Origin of the sequence: Pseudomonas sp. WJP1 (assembly GCF_028471945.1) — a bacterium.
Taxonomy (GTDB): Bacteria; Pseudomonadota; Gammaproteobacteria; order Pseudomonadales; family Pseudomonadaceae; genus Aquipseudomonas.
The window spans coordinates 6,535,397-6,554,713 of record NZ_CP110128.1 but is presented as its reverse complement, the minus strand read 5'-3'; the positions used below and the strand labels follow the sequence as shown (position 1 = coordinate 6,554,713).

18 protein-coding genes are annotated in these 19,317 nt (G+C 61.0%); 10 read left to right on the top strand and 8 right to left on the bottom strand.

Annotated elements, in window-relative coordinates; genetic code table 11:
• The first annotated feature begins 476 nt into the window (after positions 1-476).
• Positions 477-1,580 (top strand): GlxA family transcriptional regulator, encoded by a 1,104-nt coding sequence (locus OH720_RS29555; protein ID WP_007975492.1) that lies wholly within the window; start codon positions 477-479, stop codon positions 1,578-1,580.
• 101 nt (positions 1,581-1,681) lie between these two features.
• Here the strand turns inward: OH720_RS29555 and OH720_RS29550 are convergent, their stop codons facing one another.
• The 6 genes from OH720_RS29550 to OH720_RS29525 all read right to left on the bottom strand — a co-directional run bounded on the left by OH720_RS29550 (position 1,682) and on the right by OH720_RS29525 (position 7,117).
• On the bottom strand, positions 1,682-1,948 hold the full coding sequence (locus OH720_RS29550) for a hypothetical protein (protein WP_008057089.1): 267 nt from the start codon (positions 1,946-1,948) through the stop codon (positions 1,682-1,684).
• A gap of 387 nt (positions 1,949-2,335) precedes the next feature.
• Positions 2,336-3,499, bottom strand: coding sequence for a gamma-butyrobetaine dioxygenase (locus OH720_RS29545; RefSeq protein WP_272603839.1), 1,164 nt, complete (start codon positions 3,497-3,499; stop codon positions 2,336-2,338).
• Positions 3,500-3,511: 12 nt separating this feature from the next.
• Positions 3,512-3,988, bottom strand: coding sequence for a thioesterase family protein (locus OH720_RS29540; RefSeq protein WP_272603838.1), 477 nt, complete (start codon positions 3,986-3,988; stop codon positions 3,512-3,514).
• A gap of 124 nt (positions 3,989-4,112) precedes the next feature.
• Entirely contained in the window at positions 4,113-5,078 is a 966-nt protein-coding gene (locus tag OH720_RS29535) for an L-carnitine dehydrogenase (RefSeq protein WP_272603837.1), read from the bottom strand.
• Positions 5,079-5,210: 132 nt separating this feature from the next.
• Entirely contained in the window at positions 5,211-6,098 is an 888-nt protein-coding gene (locus OH720_RS29530; protein WP_272603836.1) for a 3-keto-5-aminohexanoate cleavage protein, read from the bottom strand.
• A 74-nt stretch (positions 6,099-6,172) separates the two neighbouring features.
• Positions 6,173-7,117 carry a choline ABC transporter substrate-binding protein gene (locus tag OH720_RS29525; protein ID WP_180202361.1) on the bottom strand — a complete coding sequence of 315 codons (945 nt, stop codon included), beginning with the start codon at positions 7,115-7,117 and terminating at the stop codon, positions 6,173-6,175.
• Between the two features lie 208 nt (positions 7,118-7,325).
• Between OH720_RS29525 and OH720_RS29520 the strand changes: the two genes are divergently transcribed.
• A complete protein-coding gene (locus OH720_RS29520; RefSeq protein WP_272603835.1) occupies positions 7,326-8,270 on the top strand; it encodes a GlxA family transcriptional regulator in 945 nt (314 codons plus the stop codon).
• 121 nt (positions 8,271-8,391) lie between these two features.
• On the opposite strand, the gene OH720_RS29515 is transcribed toward OH720_RS29520, so the two are convergent.
• Together OH720_RS29515 and OH720_RS29510 are read right to left on the bottom strand one after the other, a co-directional pair.
• On the bottom strand, positions 8,392-8,808 hold the full coding sequence (locus OH720_RS29515; RefSeq protein ID WP_272603834.1) for a DUF3010 family protein: 417 nt from the start codon (positions 8,806-8,808) through the stop codon (positions 8,392-8,394).
• 59 nt (positions 8,809-8,867) lie between these two features.
• The gene (locus tag OH720_RS29510; protein WP_180202365.1) at positions 8,868-9,269 is read right to left on the bottom strand and encodes a lysozyme inhibitor LprI family protein; all 402 of its coding nucleotides are present in this window, start codon (positions 9,267-9,269) and stop codon (positions 8,868-8,870) included.
• 235 nt (positions 9,270-9,504) lie between these two features.
• Between OH720_RS29510 and OH720_RS29505 the strand changes: the two genes are divergently transcribed.
• The 8 genes from OH720_RS29505 (at position 9,505) to OH720_RS29470 (ending at position 19,297) form a co-directional block, all read left to right on the top strand.
• A complete protein-coding gene (locus OH720_RS29505) occupies positions 9,505-10,482 on the top strand; it encodes a dipeptidase (RefSeq protein WP_272603833.1) in 978 nt (325 codons plus the stop codon).
• Positions 10,483-10,560: 78 nt separating this feature from the next.
• Positions 10,561-11,091, top strand: coding sequence for a DUF5943 domain-containing protein (locus OH720_RS29500; RefSeq protein WP_272603832.1), 531 nt, complete (start codon positions 10,561-10,563; stop codon positions 11,089-11,091).
• A 15-nt stretch (positions 11,092-11,106) separates the two neighbouring features.
• Complete coding sequence (gene dgcA, locus OH720_RS29495) at positions 11,107-13,167, top strand: dimethylglycine demethylation protein DgcA (RefSeq protein WP_272603831.1); 2,061 nt, start codon at positions 11,107-11,109, stop codon at positions 13,165-13,167.
• 182 nt (positions 13,168-13,349) lie between these two features.
• Positions 13,350-15,296, top strand: coding sequence for a dimethylglycine demethylation protein DgcB (dgcB, locus tag OH720_RS29490; protein ID WP_272603830.1), 1,947 nt, complete (start codon positions 13,350-13,352; stop codon positions 15,294-15,296).
• Positions 15,296-16,516: an electron transfer flavoprotein subunit alpha gene (gene etfA / locus OH720_RS29485; RefSeq protein WP_272603829.1), complete on the top strand. Its 1,221-nt coding sequence runs from the start codon at positions 15,296-15,298 to the stop codon at positions 16,514-16,516. Before dgcB ends, etfA begins: the two co-directional genes overlap by 1 nt.
• A 15-nt stretch (positions 16,517-16,531) precedes the next feature.
• On the top strand, positions 16,532-17,302 hold the full coding sequence (etfB, locus tag OH720_RS29480; RefSeq protein ID WP_272603828.1) for an electron transfer flavoprotein subunit beta: 771 nt from the start codon (positions 16,532-16,534) through the stop codon (positions 17,300-17,302).
• A 24-nt stretch (positions 17,303-17,326) separates the two neighbouring features.
• Entirely contained in the window at positions 17,327-17,893 is a 567-nt protein-coding gene (locus OH720_RS29475) for a GNAT family N-acetyltransferase (protein ID WP_272603827.1), read from the top strand.
• A gap of 183 nt (positions 17,894-18,076) precedes the next feature.
• Positions 18,077-19,297 carry a retropepsin-like aspartic protease gene (locus tag OH720_RS29470; protein ID WP_272603826.1) on the top strand — a complete coding sequence of 407 codons (1,221 nt, stop codon included), beginning with the start codon at positions 18,077-18,079 and terminating at the stop codon, positions 19,295-19,297.
• Positions 19,298-19,317 lie beyond the last annotated feature (20 nt).

Below are 19,317 nucleotides of genomic sequence, written 5' to 3'. Positions count from 1 at the left end.
CTACAGACGGTGGTATCTGTAGGAGCGAGGCTTGCCCGCGAAGGGGCCAGACCAGTCAAAACTGCGCGCAAAAGGAACGCCCGCACAAAAACGCGCCACCTTTTGGCGCGTCGCTAACAGATAAATTGCCTCATCGGCGATCAGTTACAATCGCTGCTCCGACCGCTCGTCACCCGTGCCTGCGGTGACACTCTTCCCAGGCTGCTCGCAGCCCTGTTCCCACAAGTGCTACCGATTTGCTCACACGCAACGGGGCAGAGCACTTGCCGCCATTGATGGCACTTATAACCCCTACTCCCTGCGCGTCATATATAGACACATTCCGACGTCGTTTTTAGGAGTTATTGAACACGCAATCAAATTTAGGCATGGCAATTGCTCTGTCATTACAAAGCCCGTCTCCCACGCGAGAACGATGGCAATAACAAGAGCCTCCGCCTGAGGCCATCACCCGCTTTGTGTGAGGAGATACCGCGATGACGACGTTCAACTCCGGGGCCCAACCCCAGAACCGTGCGCCTCAATCCATCGGCTTTCTGCTGCTGGACAATTTCACGCTGATTTCCCTGGCTTCCGCAGTCGAACCACTGCGCATGGCCAACCAGTTGTCCGGCCGCGAGCTGTATCGCTGGACCACCCTCACCGTCGATGGCGGTCAAGTCTGGGCCAGTGACGGTCTGCAAATCACCCCCGACGCCTCCATGCACAAAGCGCCTCCCATGGACACCGTGATCGTCTGCGGCGGTATCGGCATTCAGCGCACTGTTACCCGTGAACACGTTTCATGGCTGCAGAGCCAGGCGCGTCAGTCCCGTCGCCTGGGCGCGGTCTGCACCGGCAGCTGGGCCCTGGCGTGCGCCGGCCTGCTGGACGGGTTCGATTGCAGCGTGCACTGGGAATGCCTGGCGGCGATGCAGGAAGCGTTTCCGCGGGTAGCCATGAGTACCCGTCTGTTCACCCTCGACCGTAACCGTTTCACCAGCTCCGGTGGCACCGCGCCGCTGGACATGATGCTGCACCTGATCAGCCGCGATCACGGTCGTGAACTGTCCGCCGCGATCTCGGAGATGTTCGTCTACGAGCGCATCCGCAACGAACAGGATCACCAGCGCGTACCGCTCAAGCACATGCTCGGCACCAACCAGCCGAAGTTGCAGGAAATCGTCGCGCTGATGGAAGCCAACCTCGAAGAGCCGATCGACCTCGACGAACTGGCGGTGTACGTCGCCGTGTCTCGTCGTCAGCTCGAGCGGCTGTTCCAGAAGTACCTGCATTGTTCGCCTTCGCGGTACTACCTGAAGCTGCGCTTGATCCGCGCTCGGCAACTGCTCAAGCAAACGCCGATGTCGATCATCGAAGTGGCGTCGGTGTGTGGCTTCGTGTCCACGCCGCACTTCTCCAAGTGCTACCGCGAATACTTCGGCATTCCGCCGCGCGATGAGCGTGTAGGTTCCAACACTACGCAACAAGTGGCGATGATGCCGCTGCCGCAGGCCTTGGTGCTGTCGCCGTTGTCCGGGCCGTTGTCGGCGTTGAGTCAGGCGCGTAATGAGTCGACTTTCGCTAGCGTAAGGCTCTAAAACCGAGTTGCATTCATCGCGGGCAAGCCCGCTCCCACAGGAAATGCGCCATTTTCGAACCGGCGCTGTACCTGTGGGAGCGGGCTTGCCCGCGATTGGTTTTAACGGGCGACGTGACTTTGTTGATATTCCGCCAACGCTGGCAGCAATTGCTTGTCGATGGCCTGGCGCACAGCCGGCAGGATCGTCGCGCTGCTGGTGTACATCTGCTTGACCATGGTGCGCAGCACGATGGCCCGCTCGTTGTTCAAACCTCGCACAGCAAACTCACACGCCTGCTCGGCCGTGGCGCCACTCGGCACTTGAAAGCCCAATGACTTGAGTTGGCCCAACAGGTCTTCCTGGTCTATCAAATCAGCGTGCATCATGACGCGAATCCTTCTTCTGGGAATGGTGTCGTGGTTCGATTCTGGTAGTGGCACGCAGTGGCGGCAAGGGCGATTTGTCGTAATGGCAACATTGACTATGAGCAGGTCGTTTTCGGGCTATTTACCGGCGATGAGAACCGGCACACTGGACCCAGCTTGCTTCACGAGGGTTTGGTCACCTTCCCGCGGCAGCTCCTCAACAGTACCCTCTGCCTCGATCCTGTCACGGCTTGATCGGGGCTTTTTTTATCTGTGGATTTTGTGTTGTCTGTTCGGAAGCCATCGCGGGCAAGCCTCGCTCCTACAGGGGTTGTGTTGTTTACATAATTGTCGAACGACGAAAATCCTGTAGGAGCGAGGCTTGCCCGCGAAGAACGATGACTCGGTCTAGCGTTGCAACACCAAAATGCGCGACAACAACTCATCGCGATCCACATAACAGCCCTGGAAATGCCGCGCCCCGGTTGCTGGATCGAAGGCGTTACGGGCATGCAGGGTGCGGCGGTTGTCGAAGCACCAGAGCTCACCCGGATTGAGCCTTTGCATCAGCCTGAAGCGAGGCTCACGCGTCATCGCTATGAAGCGGCGATAGGCGCAATACAGCTTGGGCATCTGCTCCACCGACGCATCGAACGGCCCGCGCAGAAAGTTCGCCATACGGATTTCCGACACCTGCCCCAAGGCATCCAGGGCGATGATCGGTGCCAGGCATCGGTAGTCGCTGTGGCGGTCCTTGTTACGGAATTCCACGGGAATCTCGCAGAGGCTCTGGAACGACTCGGGGTCCTCCTGGCGTAACGCTTCGGCGATGGCAAAGCCGTCGACGAAAATGCTCTCGCCCCCCTCGGCATCGTTGACCAGGCAATGCAGGAATTGCAGCCCCGGTTGCAACTCGCGGGTTGGCAGATCGCTGTGCAACGGCAGGTTGAAAGCGGTGTAGGCGTTGCTGTCGGCATCGGCCTTGGATTGCACGTTGAACAACACACCGAAATTGCTCTCGCGGATGAAGGAAATGCGCTGCGCGACCAGCTTCAGCGAGCCGGGCTCGGTGGGTACGCCACGGACCTGGGTCAGGCCGGTGTCGCGCACCGCCAGCAGCCATTGCAGCAGCGCCTGGTTGTCGTTCATCAGCGCTTGATACTCGAACACCGGCAACTGCAAATCACTGCGCCAAAGCCTGGGTTTGGGTTTGGCTGCCAGGCGCTCGGCGCGGGACTCGTCGTCGTAGGCATGGGCGCGCAGCCAGCCAGGGTCGAAGCGGCTGAGGTGGCCATCCTGCCACTGCACGTTCAGGCAGCCTTCAGCATCGATACTGGTCTGGACAGGCATCAGGTTTTGCGGCACATCGACGATTTCCAGTACCTGTTCGCGAGTCACCGTGTAGACGCATTGCGGGCACGGGCAGTTGTCCCGCAGCCATGGGTGGTGGAAGGGGCTGACGCGGTTGTCGGCCCACTTCACCAGGACACGATCCGCCATGGCCTGCACGCCTGCCAGCGCGCTGATCAACGGATAAGTACGGAAGTCGGCAAAAGCGGCGGCGGTGTTCATGGGATCTCCTTGTTATTTTTTTGGCGGTAATGCGATCACTCGGCCGATGTACTCGGGAGTTGGCAGGTCCGCCTGCTCGGCAACCATGGCTTGCAGGCGGCTCAACGATAGTTCGCTGAACGGCGCAGATCGTGGTCCCGCAAGGTCGACGTGCAAGAGCATTTGCTCATTGCCTGCCAGTTCCTTCGCATCACCCACCAGATGCAGGCTGTGATAGAGGTGCAGGCGTTTGCTGTCGTGGGCGATGATCTGGGTGTGTACTTCGACATCGGCGTCGAGTTTTACTTCATGCAGGTAGTTAAGGTGCAGTTCGAGGGTGAACAGCGAGTTACCGCTGGCTTCGCGGCTGTTACTGTCCAGGCCGAGACGATCCATCAGCGCGTCGGTGGCGTAGCTGAAGATCAGCAGGTAGAAGGCGTCGCGCAGGTGGCCGTTGTAGTCGACCCAGTCGGGGATGATTTTGGTTTGGTAGGTGGTGAGTGCGGGCATGATGGCTGATCCAGAACAGAGGGTGATTGGAATGCCGTCATCGCCAGCAGGCTGGCTCCCACATTGGTAAGCGTTCTCCTGTGGGAGCCAGCCTGCTGGCGATGGGGCCGGGCCTGCGGTCTGATTACTCGCTGAAGGCCATCCCATGCTTCTCTTTGGTGGTCTTCACCGCCTCCAGCACCGCCAGCAGGCAGTCATCACGATAGCGCTCCAGCGCCGAAATGCTGTGTTTGCCCAATTGATCGCTGGTGCCATCCACCACATCGTCGATCAGTTTTTCGGTCAATTCAGGTGCCGGCAGATAAGTCCAAGGCAACTGCAAGGCCGGGCCGAACTGTGCCATGAAGTGACGCATACCGGCGTCACCGCCAGCCAGGGTATAGGTCAGGAACGTGCCCATGAATGACCAGCGCAGACCCGCGCCAAAACGAATCGCGTCGTCGATTTCGCCGGTTGTCGCTACACCATCGTTAACCAGGTGTAGCGCCTCGCGCCACAGCGCTTCGAGCAGGCGGTCGGCGATGAAACCTGGTACTTCCTTGCGCACATGCAAAGGGCGCATGCCGAGGGATTCGTAGACTTTCATTGCCGCCTGCACAGCTTCGGGGGCGGTGTTCTTGCCGCCAACCACTTCCACCAATGGCAATAGGTAAACCGGGTTGAACGGGTGCCCGACCACGCAGCGCTCCGGGTGGGTCGAGCTCTCGTAGAACTCGCTTGGCAGCAGGCCGGAGGTACTGGAGCCGATCAAGGCATCGGGTTTGGCCGCGGCACTGATTTTGCTGTGCAGTTCCAGTTTCAGTTCAAGGCGTTCAGGTGCGCTTTCCTGGATGAAATCGGCATCGCGCACACACTCTTCGATGGTCGCGACAAAGCGCAGGCGATCCTGCGAGGCGCCGGGCGCCAGGCCTTGTTTCTCCAGCGCGCCCCAGGCATTGGCGACGCGTTTGCGCAGGGCGGCTTCGGCGCCAGGCGCCGGATCCCAAGCCACCACGTCGAGGCCGTGGGCGAGGGCGCGGGATACCCAGCCGCTGCCGATGACACCGCTGCCCAGGGCTGCGAAGGTTTTGATTTCGGTGATAAAGCTCATGGTCACGTCCTAAAGAGTTCGGTGAATCCCTGTAGGAGCGAGCCTGCTCGCGATGGTATTCCAGTCGCTGAGTGGCGTCGGCTGTACCTTTTTCGCGAGCATGCTCGCTCCTACAGGGTTCTGCGTGTGGGTTTAACCGCGCTGTTTCAGGCCCATCTTCTTGCGGCCTTCCGCCGGGGTCAGGACCCGGGCGCCGAGGCGGCTGAGGATTTCGCCGGCGCGTTCGACCAGTTGGCCGTTGGTCGCCAGGACGCCCTTGTCCAGCCACAGGTTGTCTTCCAGGCCGACCCGCACGTTGCCGCCCAGCAGCACGGCTTGTGCCGCCATCGGCATCTGCATGCGGCCGATACCGAAACCGGCCCAGACCGCATCGGCCGGCAGGTTGTCGACCATGGCTTTCATGGTGGTGGTGTCGGCCGGCGCTCCCCACGGGATGCCCAGGCACAGCTGGAACAGCGGGTTGTCGAGCAGGCCTTCCTTGATCATCTGCTTGGCGAACCACAGGTGACCGGTGTCGAAAATCTCCAGCTCAGGCTTAACGCCCAGCTCTTGAATACGCTTGGCGCCAGCACGCAGCTGCGCCGGGGTGGAGACGTAAATGGTGTCGCCATCACCGAAGTTCAGGGTGCCGCAATCGAGGGTGCAGATTTCCGGCAGCAATTCTTCAACGTGGGCCAGACGGGTCAGCGGGCCGACCAGGTCAGTGTTCGGGCCGAACTCCATCGGGTTCTCGCCAGCGCCGATTTCGAGGTCGCCGCCCATGCCAGCGGTCAGGTTGACGATGATGTCGACGTCGGCTTCGCGGATGCGCTCCATCACTTCGCGGTACAGCGCCACGTCACGGCTGAACTTGCCGGTTTGCGGGTCGCGAACGTGGCAGTGGACCACGGTGGCGCCGGCCTTCGCGGCTTCCACTGCGGCCGCGGCAATTTGTTTCGGGGTGACCGGCACGTGTGGGCTCTTGGCGGTCGTGTCGCCAGCACCGGTGAGTGCGCAGGTGATGATGACGTCGTGGTTCATTTGGCGGTTTCCTTCAGGCGTGGTGGTCCCATTCGCAGCCCGGTCGGGCTGCGAAGCGGTGGTTCAGTTCAGGGTTACTTGGTGGTCAGCTTCAGGTTTTCAGCCGCCGGCTTGCCATCGAAAGTGGTCACGCCCTCGAGCCAGCGTTGCTTGTCTTGCGGATGATCTTTCAGCCACTGCTTGGCCGATTCGAAGGCGTCCTTGTGATCGAGCAGCGGCTGCATCATCCGGCTCTCGTCTTCGGCGGTGAAGGTCAGGTTGCTCAGTAGGCGACCGATGTTCGGGCACTGTTCGGCGTAGGTCGGCGCGGTCACAGTCCAGACCGTGGCCATGCCTTCGTTCGGGCCCAGGGCATCTTCGCTGCCGGTGAGGTAAGTCATCTGCACGTTGACGTTCATCGGGTGCGGCGCCCAGCCGAAGAACACTACGGCTTCCTTGCGGCGCACGGCGCGATCGACGGCGGCGAGCATGCCGGCTTCGCTGGATTCGACCAGCTGGAACTTGCCGAGGCCGAACTGGTTCTTGGCAATCATCGCCTTGATCTGGGTGTTGGCGCCCGAACCTGGCTCGATGCCGTAGATCTTGCCGCCCAGCTCTTTTTCGAACTTGGCGATGTCGGCGAAGGTTTTCAGGCCCTTGTCAGCCAGGTAGGTCGGCACGGCGAGGGTGGCGCGGGCGTCTTTGAGGCTTGGCGCTTCAAGCACCTTGACCTGGTTGGCGTCGACGAACGGGGTGATGGTCTGGGTCATCAGCGGGTTCCAGTAACCCAGGAACAGGTCCAGGCGCTGATCGCGGATCCCGGCAAAGATGATCTGCTGGGAAGCGCTGGTTTGTTTGGTGCTGTAGCCGAGGCCGTCGAGCAATACCTGGGTCATCGCACTGGTCGCGATCACGTCGGTCCAGTTCACCACGCCCATGCGCACGTTCTGGCACGACGCCGGTTCGGCTGCCATGACACTGGCGCTCAGCAAAGCGGTACCACTGAGTGCAAGAACACAGCTGCTGATCAGTCGTTTCATTCTCAGGTTCCTCGGCAGTTTCATTATTGTGGGTCCGGTCGTCTGTGCGCCGGTGATGTCACGTTACGCAGCTAAGCTGCCATGAAAGCGCACTGCGGCGACCGACTCTTGCACTGCAGCGACCTGTGCTCTTGAATGCTTGTCGCAAGTGGCGTATCACCGTCATCACGCTACAGCCCTCTCGTTACCTGCCTATCGAGTGCGCTCCATGTCCCAGGATTTCTATTTCTTGTTGATGCCGGGTTTCTCGGCCATTGGATTCATCTCGGCCATCGAGCCGTTGCGGGTCGCCAATCGCTTTCGCGGCGAGCTTTATCGCTGGCACGTGCTGAGCGCCGATGGCGGGGCGGTGCTGGCCAGTAACGGCATGTCGGTTAACGCTGATGCGGCGCTGGAGCCACTGAAAAAAGGCGCTACGTTATTGGTGGTCGCCGGCTTCGAACCGCTGAAGTTCGCCACCCCGGCCCTGGAGCACTGGCTGCGGCGCCTGGACAACGAAGGCGTGACCCTTGGCGCCATCGACACCGGAAGTTTCATCCTCGCCGAAGCTGGCCTGCTCGATGGTCATCGCCTGACCCTGCACTGGGAAGCCATCGACGCCTTCAAGGAGTCCTATCCGCAGCTGAGCGTTACTCAGGAGCTGTTCGAAATCGACCGTCGGCGCATCACCTCAGCGGGCGGCACCGCCTCGATCGATTTAATGCTGGATCTGATCGCCCAGGCCCACGGCCCTGAACTGGCGATCCAGGTCAGCGAACAGTTCGTGCTAGGGCGCATCCGCCCGCGCAAGGACCACCAGCGCATGGAAGTCGCTACGCGTTACGGCATCAGCAACAAGAAGCTTGTGCACGTGATCGGCGAAATGGAGCAACACAGCGAACCGCCGCTGAGCACGCTGGAACTGGCGGAATCGATCAAGGTGACGCGGCGGCAGCTGGAGCGGTTGTTTCGCCTGCATCTGAACGACACGCCAAGTAATTTCTACCTGCGCTTAAGGCTGGAGAAAGCCCGACAGCTGCTGCGCCAGACCGATATGAGTGTGTTGGAGGTGAGTATTGCCTGCGGGTTCGAATCGCCGTCGTATTTCACCCGAAGCTACCGGGCGAAGTTCGAGCGCTGCCCGCGAGAGGATCGCCGGACCGCCAAAGCCTGAACATCCGAGAACCCCTGTAGGAGCGAGGCTTGCCCGCGAAGGCGTCCTCTCATCCAACATCAATGCTGTATGTGCCGGCCTCTTCGCGGGCAAGCCTCGCTCCTACAGGGTTTTGTGGCACTCACTTTTTCAGGAGTGCCGAACAGGCAGCCTTGTACGCCTCATGCTGATACTTGTTCAGCGTTTCCGGCAGCTCAAAACCATGCTTCTTGGCCTGGGCATTGATCGTCTGCGGCGACAACAGCATCACCTCGCAACTCTCCAACAACTGAAAAACGCCCTCGATCTTGAACGTGGTCGGCCCACCGGCGAATTCGCCTTTCTTGCTGCGTTTCTTGATCGCGATTCGATCTATCGAATTCTCGCGAACAAAGGACGCGACCTGAGCGGCAAACACTTTGACGTTGGCGGCTTCATCGTCATCGTCCAGGGCGATTTTCTTGGTGGCGAGCGCGACGTGGCTCGGAGTGGAACCCTCGAGAGCTGCCACGGCGATGATTGCTTCGCTGCCCTTGATTTCGATGCCGCAGACTTTCATGTTGAATCCCTTTTAAGTGAAGAAGTGCAGCCTACAGCTCAATTGACTGAAGTTTGCATTTACTCCTGCCCAATCAACTCCAAAAACTCCGACCGCTCGTCACTCATCCGCGCCACGCAATCATTTTGCGCGATGGTGAATGCCTTGCTGCCGGCGGTGGCCGGGAAGGCTTCGATGGCGCAGTCGGCGTCGCGGGTTTTCAGCCATTGTTGCTGGGCGGCCTTGATCTTGGCGGTGATGTCGGCCAATTGCGACGGGTTCTTGCCGTAGAGCGACTGCATGCGCTCGTTCAGGCTTTTGTAGTTTTCGCTCAGCAAGTCTTCGGCGGTGGTTTTGCTGAAGGCGGAGCATTCCAGGGTCTGGACGTCGTTTTCGACTTTGTCGCAGGGGGTGTCTTCAGACTCCTCGGCGGCGTGTACGCCGGTCGCAATCAGTGCCAAAGCCAGGACGATGAATTTCATGTGGTTGCCGCTCCCATCCAGTGAAGCATCAAGAGATGTGGCGAATTCTGGCCCAAGCGGACAGCCTTGAACAGGTCGGCAATTGTGCCTTGCGACGACCCTTTGTCGCGGATTGACGCTTTCGGCAATTCCCCTGTCGTTTTTGCACCCGGCTGCCTCGCCCCTCAGGCATATGCTGGCCCCAAAGCGCCGGCACACGATTCGGCGCATGAATCGCCAACAAGGGGACAGCCTGATGAGCCCAGCCGAATTGCACGCCGACAGCATCGTTATCGACGGGCTGATTATTGCCAAGTGGAACCGCGAGCTGTTTGAAGACATGCGCAAGGGCGGTCTGACCGCAGCCAACTGCACCGTGTCGGTGTGGGAGGGCTTCCAGGCCACCGTCAACAACATCGCCGCCAGCCAGAAACTGATCCGCGAGAACAACGACCTGGTGATTCCGGTGCGTACCACCGCCGACATCCGCAAGGCCAAGGAGCAGGGCAAGACCGGCATCCTCTTCGGTTTCCAGAATGCCCATGCGTTTGAAGACCAGATCGGCTATGTCGAAGTGTTCAAGCAACTGGGCGTCGGTATCGTGCAGATGTGCTACAACACCCAGAATCTGGTCGGCACCGGTTGCTACGAGCGTGACGGCGGCCTGTCGGGCTTCGGTCGCGAAATCGTCGCCGAGATGAACCGTGTCGGCGTCATGTGCGACCTGTCCCACGTCGGTTCCAAGACTTCCGAAGAAGTCATCCTCGAATCGAAAAAGCCGGTCTGCTACTCCCACTGCCTGCCGTCGGGCCTCAAAGAGCACCCGCGCAACAAGTCCGATGAAGAGCTGAAGTTCATTGCCGACCACGGCGGTTTCGTCGGTGTGACCATGTTCGCGCCATTCCTGGCCAAGGGCATCGATTCGACCATCGACGACTACGCTGAAGCCATCGAATACACCCTGAACATCGTCGGTGAAGACTCGATCGGCATCGGCACCGACTTCACCCAGGGTCACGGCCAGGACTTCTTCGAGTACCTGACCCACGACAAGGGCTACGCCCGCCGCCTGACCAGCTTCGGCAAGATCATCAATCCGCTGGGCATCCGCACTGTCGGCGAGTTCCCGAACCTCACCGAGACCCTGCTCAAGCGCGGCCATTCCGAGCGCGTGGTGCGCAAGATCATGGGCGAGAACTGGGTCAACGTTCTCAAGGATGTCTGGGGCGAGTAAGCCGCAGCTCTTCTGAATCTTTTCCCCCGGCCGTCCGTGCCGGGGGCAATACCAAAATTTTTCTGGAGTTAAGTTTCCATGGCCAAGATCGCCCCGCAATTGCCTATCGAAGTCGACAGCGAAACCGGTGTCTGGACGTCCGACGCCCTGCCGATGCTGTACGTACCGCGCCATTTCTTCGTCAACAACCACATGGGCATCGAGGAAGTGCTGGGCGCCGACGCCTACGCCGAAATCCTCTACAAGGCCGGCTACAAGTCCGCCTGGCACTGGTGTGAAAAAGAAGCCGAATGCCATGGCCTGGAAGGCGTCGCGGTGTTCGAGCACTACATGAAACGCCTGTCGCAGCGCGGCTGGGGCCTGTTCAAGATCCAGGACATCGACCTGGATAAAGGCACCTGCAGCGTCAAGCTAGAGCACTCGGCATTCGTCTACGTGTACGGCAAGGTCGGGCGCAAGGTCGACTACATGTTCACCGGTTGGTTTGCCGGCGCGATGGACCAGATCCTCGCAGCTCGTGGCAGCAAGATCCGCACCGTGGCCGAGCAAGTCTACGGTGGCTCCGAAGAGGGCCACGAAGACGGCTTGTTCACCGTCAAGCCGTTGTAAGTCGAGGAACCCGCCATGGCTTTCGAAGCAATGTTCCAGCCGATCCAGATCGGCAAACTGACCATCCGTAACCGCGTGCTCAGCACCGCACACGCCGAGGTCTACGCGACCGACGGCGGCATGACCACCGACCGGTACGTCAAGTATTACGAAGAGAAGGCCAAGGGCGGGATCGGCCTGGCGATCTGCGGCGGTTCGTCCGTCGTCGCCATCGACAGCCCGCAGGAATGGTGGAGCTCGGTGAACCTGTCCACCGACCGTATCATCCCGCACTTCCAGAATCTGGCCGACGCCATGCACAAGCACGGCGCCAAGATCATGATCCAGATTACGCACATGGGCCGTCGCTCGCGTTGGGACGGTTTCAACTGGCCGACGCTGATGTCGCCGTCGGGCGTGCGTGAACCGGTGCACCGCGCTACCTGCAAGACCATCGAGCCGGAAGAAATCTGGCGGGTTATCGGCAATTACGCGCAAGCGGCCCGCCGCGCCAAGGCCGGTGGCCTGGACGGTGTCGAACTGTCGGCGGTGCACCAGCACATGATCGACCAGTTCTGGAGCCCGCGGGTCAACAAGCGTACCGACGAATGGGGCGGCACCTTCGAAGGCCGCATGAAATTCGGTCTGGAAGTGCTCAAGGCCGTGCGCGCCGAGGTCGGTGATGACTTCTGCGTGGGCATGCGTATCTGCGGTGACGAGTTCCACCCGGATGGTCTGTCCCATGAGGACATGAAGCAGATCGCCAAGTATTACGACGACACCGGCATGCTCGATTTCCTCGGCGTCGTGGGATCGGGTTGCGACACCCACAACACCCTGGCCAACGTGATTCCGAACATGAGTTATCCACCGGAGCCGTTCCTGCATCTGGCTGCCGGCATCAAGGAAGTGGTCAAGGTTCCGGTGCTGCACGCGCAGAACATCAAGGACCCGAACCAGGCCACCCGTATCCTGGAGGGCGGTTACGTCGACATGGTCGGCATGACCCGCGCGCACATCGCCGACCCGCACCTGATCGCCAAGATCAAGATGGGCCAGATCGACCAGATCAAGCAGTGCGTCGGCGCCAACTACTGCATCGACCGTCAGTACCAAGGCCTGGATGTGCTGTGCATCCAGAACGCCGCGACTTCCCGTGAATACATGGGCCTGCCGCACATCATCGAAAAAACCACCGGCGTCAAACGCAAGGTGGTGGTGGTCGGTGCCGGCCCTGCCGGTATGGAAGCTGCCCGTGTTGCCGCCGAGCGTGGTCACGACGTCACGCTGTTCGAAAAGAAAGAGTTCATTGGCGGGCAGATCACGACCGCCTCGAAAGCGCCACAACGGGACCAGATCGCCGGTATCACCCGCTGGTACCAGCTGGAGCTGGCACGGTTGAAAGTCGACCTGCGCCTGGGCGTGGCGGCTGATGCACCGACCATCATGGACCTGCGTCCGGATGTGGTGGTGCTGGCAGTCGGCGGTCATCCGTTCATCGAGCAGAACGAACATTGGGGCGCGGCTGAAGGCCTGGTGGTCAGCAGCTGGGACATCCTCGACGGCAAGGTTGCACCTGCCAAGAACGTACTGGTCTACGACACCATTTGCGAGTTCACCGGCATGTCGACCGCCGACTTCCTCGCTGACAAGGGCAGCCAGGTCGAGATCGTCACCGACGACATCAAGCCAGGCGTGGCGATCGGCGGTACGTCGTTCCCGACTTACTACCGCAGCATGTATCCGAAAGAAGTGATCATGACCGGCGACATGATGCTGGAGAAGGTCTACCGCGAAGGCGACAAGCTGGTGGCTGTGCTGGAAAACGAATACACCGGCGCCAAAGAGGAGCGGGTGGTGGACCAGGTGGTCATCGAGAACGGCGTGCGTCCGGACGAGGAGATCTACTACGCGATGAAGGAAGGCTCGCGCAACAAGGGCCAGATCGACGTCGAAGCCTTGTTCGCGATCAAGCCGCAGCCATGCCTGGAACAGAAAGGCGACGGCTACCTGCTGTTCCGCATCGGCGACTGTGTGGCCCAGCGGAACGTGCACGCGGCGATCTACGACGCGCTGCGGCTGTGCAAGGATTTCTAAGAGCTTGTGGATAACCCTGTGGGAGCGAGCTTGCTCGCGATGGACGTGAACGATGACGCGGGCAGTCTGATTTAACGCGTATTTCTCAGGTTTTTCGCGAGCAAGCTCGCTCCTACAGGGAATCGGGCAAGGCATCCAGGTAGTTTGGCCTGCAAGACCCTGCGGTCTTTGGGAGCTCCACCATGTTGAACACCCTTCTTCCAATCCTGTTGTTCGCTGCCCTGGGCCTCGCGGTTCTGGGCGCGTTGCGGCGGGTAGCCATGTGGCGCCGGGGCCGGGCCTCGAAGGTCGATCTGATCGGCGGCCTGTTTGCCATGCCCAAGCGCTACATGGTCGACCTGCACCACGTGGTGGCGCGGGACAAATACATTGCCAACACCCACGTCGCCACGGCCGGCGGCGCGGTAGCGTCGATCGTGCTGGCGATCCTGGTGCATGGTTTCGGCCTGCATAACCGCATTCTGGGTTATGCGCTGTTGTTGATGTCGGCGGTGATGTTCGTCGGCGCGGTCTTTGTCTACCTGCGTCGGCGCAACCCGCCTGCGCGGCTGTCGAAAGGCCCGTGGATGCGCCTGCCGAAAAGCCTGATGGCGTTCTCGGTGTCGTTCTTCCTGGTGACCCTGCCGGTGGCCGGTATCCTGCCGGAGAACTTCGGTGGCTGGCTGTTGGCGGTGATCCTCGGGATTGGCGTGCTGTGGGGCGTGTCCGAGCTGTTCTTCGGCATGACCTGGGGCGGGCCGATGAAGCATGCGTTTGCCGGTGCCCTGCACCTGGCCTGGCACCGTCGCGCCGAGCGCTTTGGCGGCGGTCGTTCCACCGGTCTGAAACCCCTGGATCTGAACGATCCGGCCGCACCACTGGGCGTGGAAAAACCCAAGGACTTCACCTGGAACCAGTTGCTCGGCTTCGACGCCTGCGTGCAGTGCGGTAAATGCGAAGCCGCTTGCCCGGCCTTCGCCGCCGGCCAGCCGCTGAACCCGAAAAAACTGATCCAGGACATGGTCGTCGGCCTGGCTGGCGGTACCGATGCCAAGTTTGCCGGCAGTCCGTATCCAGGCAAGCCGATTGGCGAACACGCCGGCAACCCGCATCAACCGATCGTCAACGGTCTGGTGGATGCCGAAACCCTGTGGTCGTGCACCACCTGCCGCGCCTGCGTCGAGGAATGCCCGATGATGATCGAGCACGTCGATGCCATCGTCGACATGCGTCGCCATCTGACCCTGGAAAAAGGCGCGACCCCGAACAAGGGCGCCGAAGTCCTGGAAAACCTGATCGCCACCGACAACCCGGGCGGTTTTGCGCCGGGCGGCCGGATGAACTGGGCGGCGGACTTGAACCTCAACCTGATGAGCGAGAAGAAGTCTACCGACGTGCTGTTCTGGGTCGGCGACGGTGCCTTCGACATGCGCAACCAGCGCACCCTGCGCGCCTTCGTCAAAGTGCTGAAAGCGGCAAAAATCGACTTCGCCGTACTCGGCCTCGAAGAGCGCGACAGCGGTGACGTGGCCCGACGCCTGGGCGACGAGGCGACCTTCCAGTTGCTGGCCAAACGCAACATCCAGACCCTGGCCAAGTACAGCTTCAACCGCATCGTCACCTGCGATCCGCACAGCTTCCATGTGCTGAAAAACGAATATGGCGCCTTCGATGGCAACTACCTGGTGCAGCACCACAGCACCTACATGGCGGAAATCATCGACGCGGGCGCGCTGAACCTCGGTCAGCACAAAGGCGACAGCGTGACCTATCACGACCCGTGCTACCTCGGCCGCTATAACGGCGAATACGAGGCGCCGCGCCAGGTCCTGCGTGCGCTGGGCATCGAGGTCAAGGAAATGCAACGCTCCGGTTTCCGCTCGCGCTGCTGCGGCGGTGGTGGCGGTGCGCCGATCACTGACATTCCGGGCAAGCAGCGTATCCCCGACATGCGCATGGAAGACATCCGCGAGACGGGCGCCGAACTGGTGGCTGTGGGCTGCCCGCAGTGCACCGCGATGCTCGAAGGTGTGGTCGAACCACGGCCGCTGATCAAGGACATTGCCGAACTGGTGGCCGACGCGCTGCTGGAGGATCAGGCCCCAAAGTCGGCTACGCCGGCCAAACGTGAACCCGCGGAGGTGCACTGATGAGCGACATTATCCGCCGCGACCCCCGTGCCGAATGGATCGCCCGCAACCGCCTGCACCCGCTGCACGCGGCCATGCAACCGGCGCAACACAGCTGGATGGGGCCTAACGGCGTCATCCGCAAGAACCCGCACGGCATCGGTTTCATCGGCCCTAACGGCATCAAGCGCATCGACCGCAGCGGTGCTCAGCAGGGCGGGGCGACCAAACGCTCGGCCGCCGTTGAAGTGCAATTGCCGCTGCATCAGGTGCTTACGCCGGCGTTCTACATCTGCGTGGTGCCGGACATGGTCGGCGGCCGCTTGAGCAGCCACGACAAGGACTTGCTGGGCCTGGCCCAGCAACTGGCCGGCAGCGAAGGCGCGGTATTGGCCGTGGTCTTCGGCGAACACAAGGAAAACGCGTTTTCCACAGCCGGCGTCGATCGCTTGCTGGTGCTCGAAGGCGACGAGTTCAGTGGTTATGCACCGGAACAACGGGTGCAGGGTCTGCGGGCTGTGGATAACCAGTTCAGCCCGCGTCACTGGCTGCTGCCGGACAGTCGCAGCGGCGGTGGCGAATTGGGTCGGCGCTTTGCCGCGGCCCTGGGCGAACGTCCGGCCACGCGGGTCTGGCAGGTCAAGGACCAGGAGTGCATCGGCCGCGCCGGTGCCGGCTTGCAAGACCTGGCGCGTCCGGTTGCGCGGTTGATCCTGGCCGCCGTCGAATGTGCCGAACCGGTCAGCGAAACCCGTCACGAAGTCTTGCCAGTCGAGTTATCCACAACCATCGCGCGCAGTCTCTCGCGCATCGAGGATCTGGGCGCGGTGGCGGTGGACCCGGCGGCGATTCCCATGGCCGAGGCCGAGTTCATTTTCTCCGGCGGCAACGGGGTCAAGGATTGGGACTTGTTCCACCAGACCGCCGCGGCCCTTGGCGCCACCGAAGGCGCCTCGCGGGTGGCGGTGGACGATGGCTTCATGGCCCGCGACCGTCAGGTCGGCGCGTCCGGCACCTGGGTTACCGCGCGGGTCTACGTAGCGGTGGGGATTTCCGGGGCGATCCAGCACCTGCAGGGCATCGGTGCCTGCGACAAGGTGGTGGCGATCAACCTCGACCCGGGCTGCGACATGATCAAACGGGCCGACCTGTCGGTAATCGGCGAGAGTGCCGAGATTCTTCGGGCCTTGATCGCGGCGGTAGAAGCCTACCGCAACGACGCCAAGCGCGATGCGGCTTAAGGGAAGGAAAGGGTTATGAGCACGAAAATCATCAGCCTGGTGTCCATCGGCGCCCACCCGACTTCCGGTCGACCACGACGTGCGGAGCAGGATGCGCGGGCGGTGGAACTGGGCTTGCAACTGGCTGGGGATAACTTGCAGGTACTGCACGCCGGCGACGTCGCCGAGCCGGCCTTGCGCGCTTACCTGGGCATGGGGCTGGAACAATTGCATGTGCTGGAACAACCGCAAGGCGCCGATGCGCTGCCGGCCTTGACCGCTTATTTGCGTGATGCCGGGGCACAGGTCGTTTTGACCGGTAGCCAGGCGGAAACCGGTGAAGGCTCGGGCATGTTGCCGTTCCTGCTGGCCGAAGGCCTTGGCTGGCCGCTGGTGGTGGGGCTGGCGCAGGTCGAGTCCATCGACGGCGGTTCGGCGTTGGTGCTGCAGGCTTTGCCGCGCGGTCAGCGGCGTCGCTTGAAGGTTCGCTTACCGTTTCTCGCCACTGTGGATAACGCGGCGCCCAAGCCCCGGCAGAGTGCCTTCGGCCCGGCCCGGCGTGGGGTATTGCAGGCCAAGGACGTGGAAATCGTCGACGATGAATTGCTCGCGGTCGCCACCCTGCAACCGGCCAAGCCACGCCCTAAACGCTTGAAGGTGATCAAAGCCAAAAGCGGCGCTGACCGCATGAAAGCCGCAACGGCGAAAGCCAGTGGCGGTGGGGGACAAGTGCTCAAGGGCGTAACGGCGCAAGCTGGGGCTGAAGCAATTCTCAAGTTGCTGATAGAAGAAGGTGTGGTCCGCTAGCGGTCAGTTTTTGGGGGCAGGTCAATGGCAGTAGAATTTCGTCCGGCAGTGCGCGCGGACGCGCGTGAGATTGCGCGTTTGTTCCAGATTTCATCGGAGGGGGCTTCGGATTACATCTGGAGCCAGATAGCAGAACCCGGGCAGGATCTGCTCGACGTCGGAGCCCTGCGCTACGCCCGTGACGATGTGGATTTCTCCTGGCAGAACTGCCTGATCGCCGAAGCCGAAGGTGAAGTCATTGGCATGCTGCACAGCTACGTGATGCGTCACGATCCTTTCGCAGCGCCGGTGACCGACCCGGTGCTGGCGCCGTACGCCAAGATGGAAATCCCCGACACCCTTTATATTTCCAGCCTGGCGCTGCATGAAGGCTGGAGAAATCAGGGGCTGGGCAAGCAGTTCCTTGCCTACGCCTACGACCGCGCCAATCGGCTCGGGCTCAATGGCCTGAGCCTGATCGATTATGCCGCGAACACCGGTGCCAGGCGGTTCTATGAGCGCCATGGTTTCCGTGTTGTCGATACCTGCCAGATCACGCCGCATCCGATGATTCGGGTGACGGGTGAGGCCTATTTGATGTATCGGCCCTAGGGCCTTGGGTTGACCCTCTCTTACGGTTATCCACAGTCCAGTGGATAACCCGTTTTCCTCTTGCGCCACCCTCCCGCCTGCTACATTTTCACTGTGCGCTGTTGAGGGTACGGCAACCGGTCACGAAGTTTTCTGAGCTTCAGCGCTTGATCATAAAGCCTGGTTTTTATGAGTGGGTTGGCCATGAAGCCTGTAAAGCGGACTCTGCTGGTTCTTGTACTGGTGACGCTTGCCTCTTTCGGCTCTCTGGCTGGTCCCCGGCCAAACCCACCTGAACGCCGTTCTGAACCCGAACATGATTTCTATCAGTGGGTGGTGTCCGGGCAGGGGCAGAAAGCTTCCCTGGCGCAAATGCAGCAGCGCTGCGACAGGGTATTGGATGCCGGGGAACACCTAAGTTGCTCGGTATCCGTTATCGCTCGAATGTTCGAGACCAAGGCTGCCAACCAGTTGCCTGACTACATGCTGGCAACCCAGCGCAAGCATGCCCGGGCAATCGACGCGGATCCAGAGTTGAAAGTGCTGTTTTCAATGTTCGGCAGCCAATCCTTGTCGGCCCTCAGGGCGACCGGCGACTTTTCGGTGAGCCGAACGCAGCGGCGCGAAAGGCTGGTGATTCATCCCTATTCCAGTGACGTTTTCATTGCTGACCAAGTGCTTCCATTCATCGACGTCAGCGCGGCCAATGGGCACTCGGCGCGTTTCGTCCTGGACACCGGCGCCCCGCAAACCCGGGTCAACCACGACACCGCGAAGCTGATGGGGATCAAACTGTTGACCGACTCCCACTACGCCTACAGCACGTTCTATGGCGAGAGGGACCTGTCTGCGCGGCTCGGAATTCTTGACTCGATCAAGCTGGGGGGCAGCGAGTTCAGGAATGTACTGGTGTTTGTCAGCGACCGTGACAACCTGTTCGGCCTGGACCTGATCAGCAAGCTGGGGCGCCTGAAAATCGCCCGCAAAACCCTGGAACTGAACCCGGCTGCGGTCGTGCGCTGCGAGTCGCCGATCATGTACAGCCGGGCGGACATCAACCAGCGCCTGGTGATCGCCGCACGCCTGGATAACCGGGTTACCCAGGCGATCGTCGACACCGGCAATGTCGACTACCTGACCTCGGCTTCGCCGGGAGACCCAATCAATGCGGTGAAGTCGCTGGTCCCCGGCAATTCCCCACTCATCACCGCTGACAGGCAACACTATCAAACCTTCAAAGGCGTGCTGAATTTGCCGGGTCATGGCATGGCCGTCACCTACAAATACTATCCAGGCTTCACCATTCCACCGTCGTGGGTACTTGGACGGTACGTGCCGTCGATTTTACTCGGCTGGCAAGCCTTCAACGATTTTGAATTGAATCTGGATGTCGACACGGGGCGGTCTTGTTTCAACAGCGTCTGATGGTGGGTGGATTTTTGATG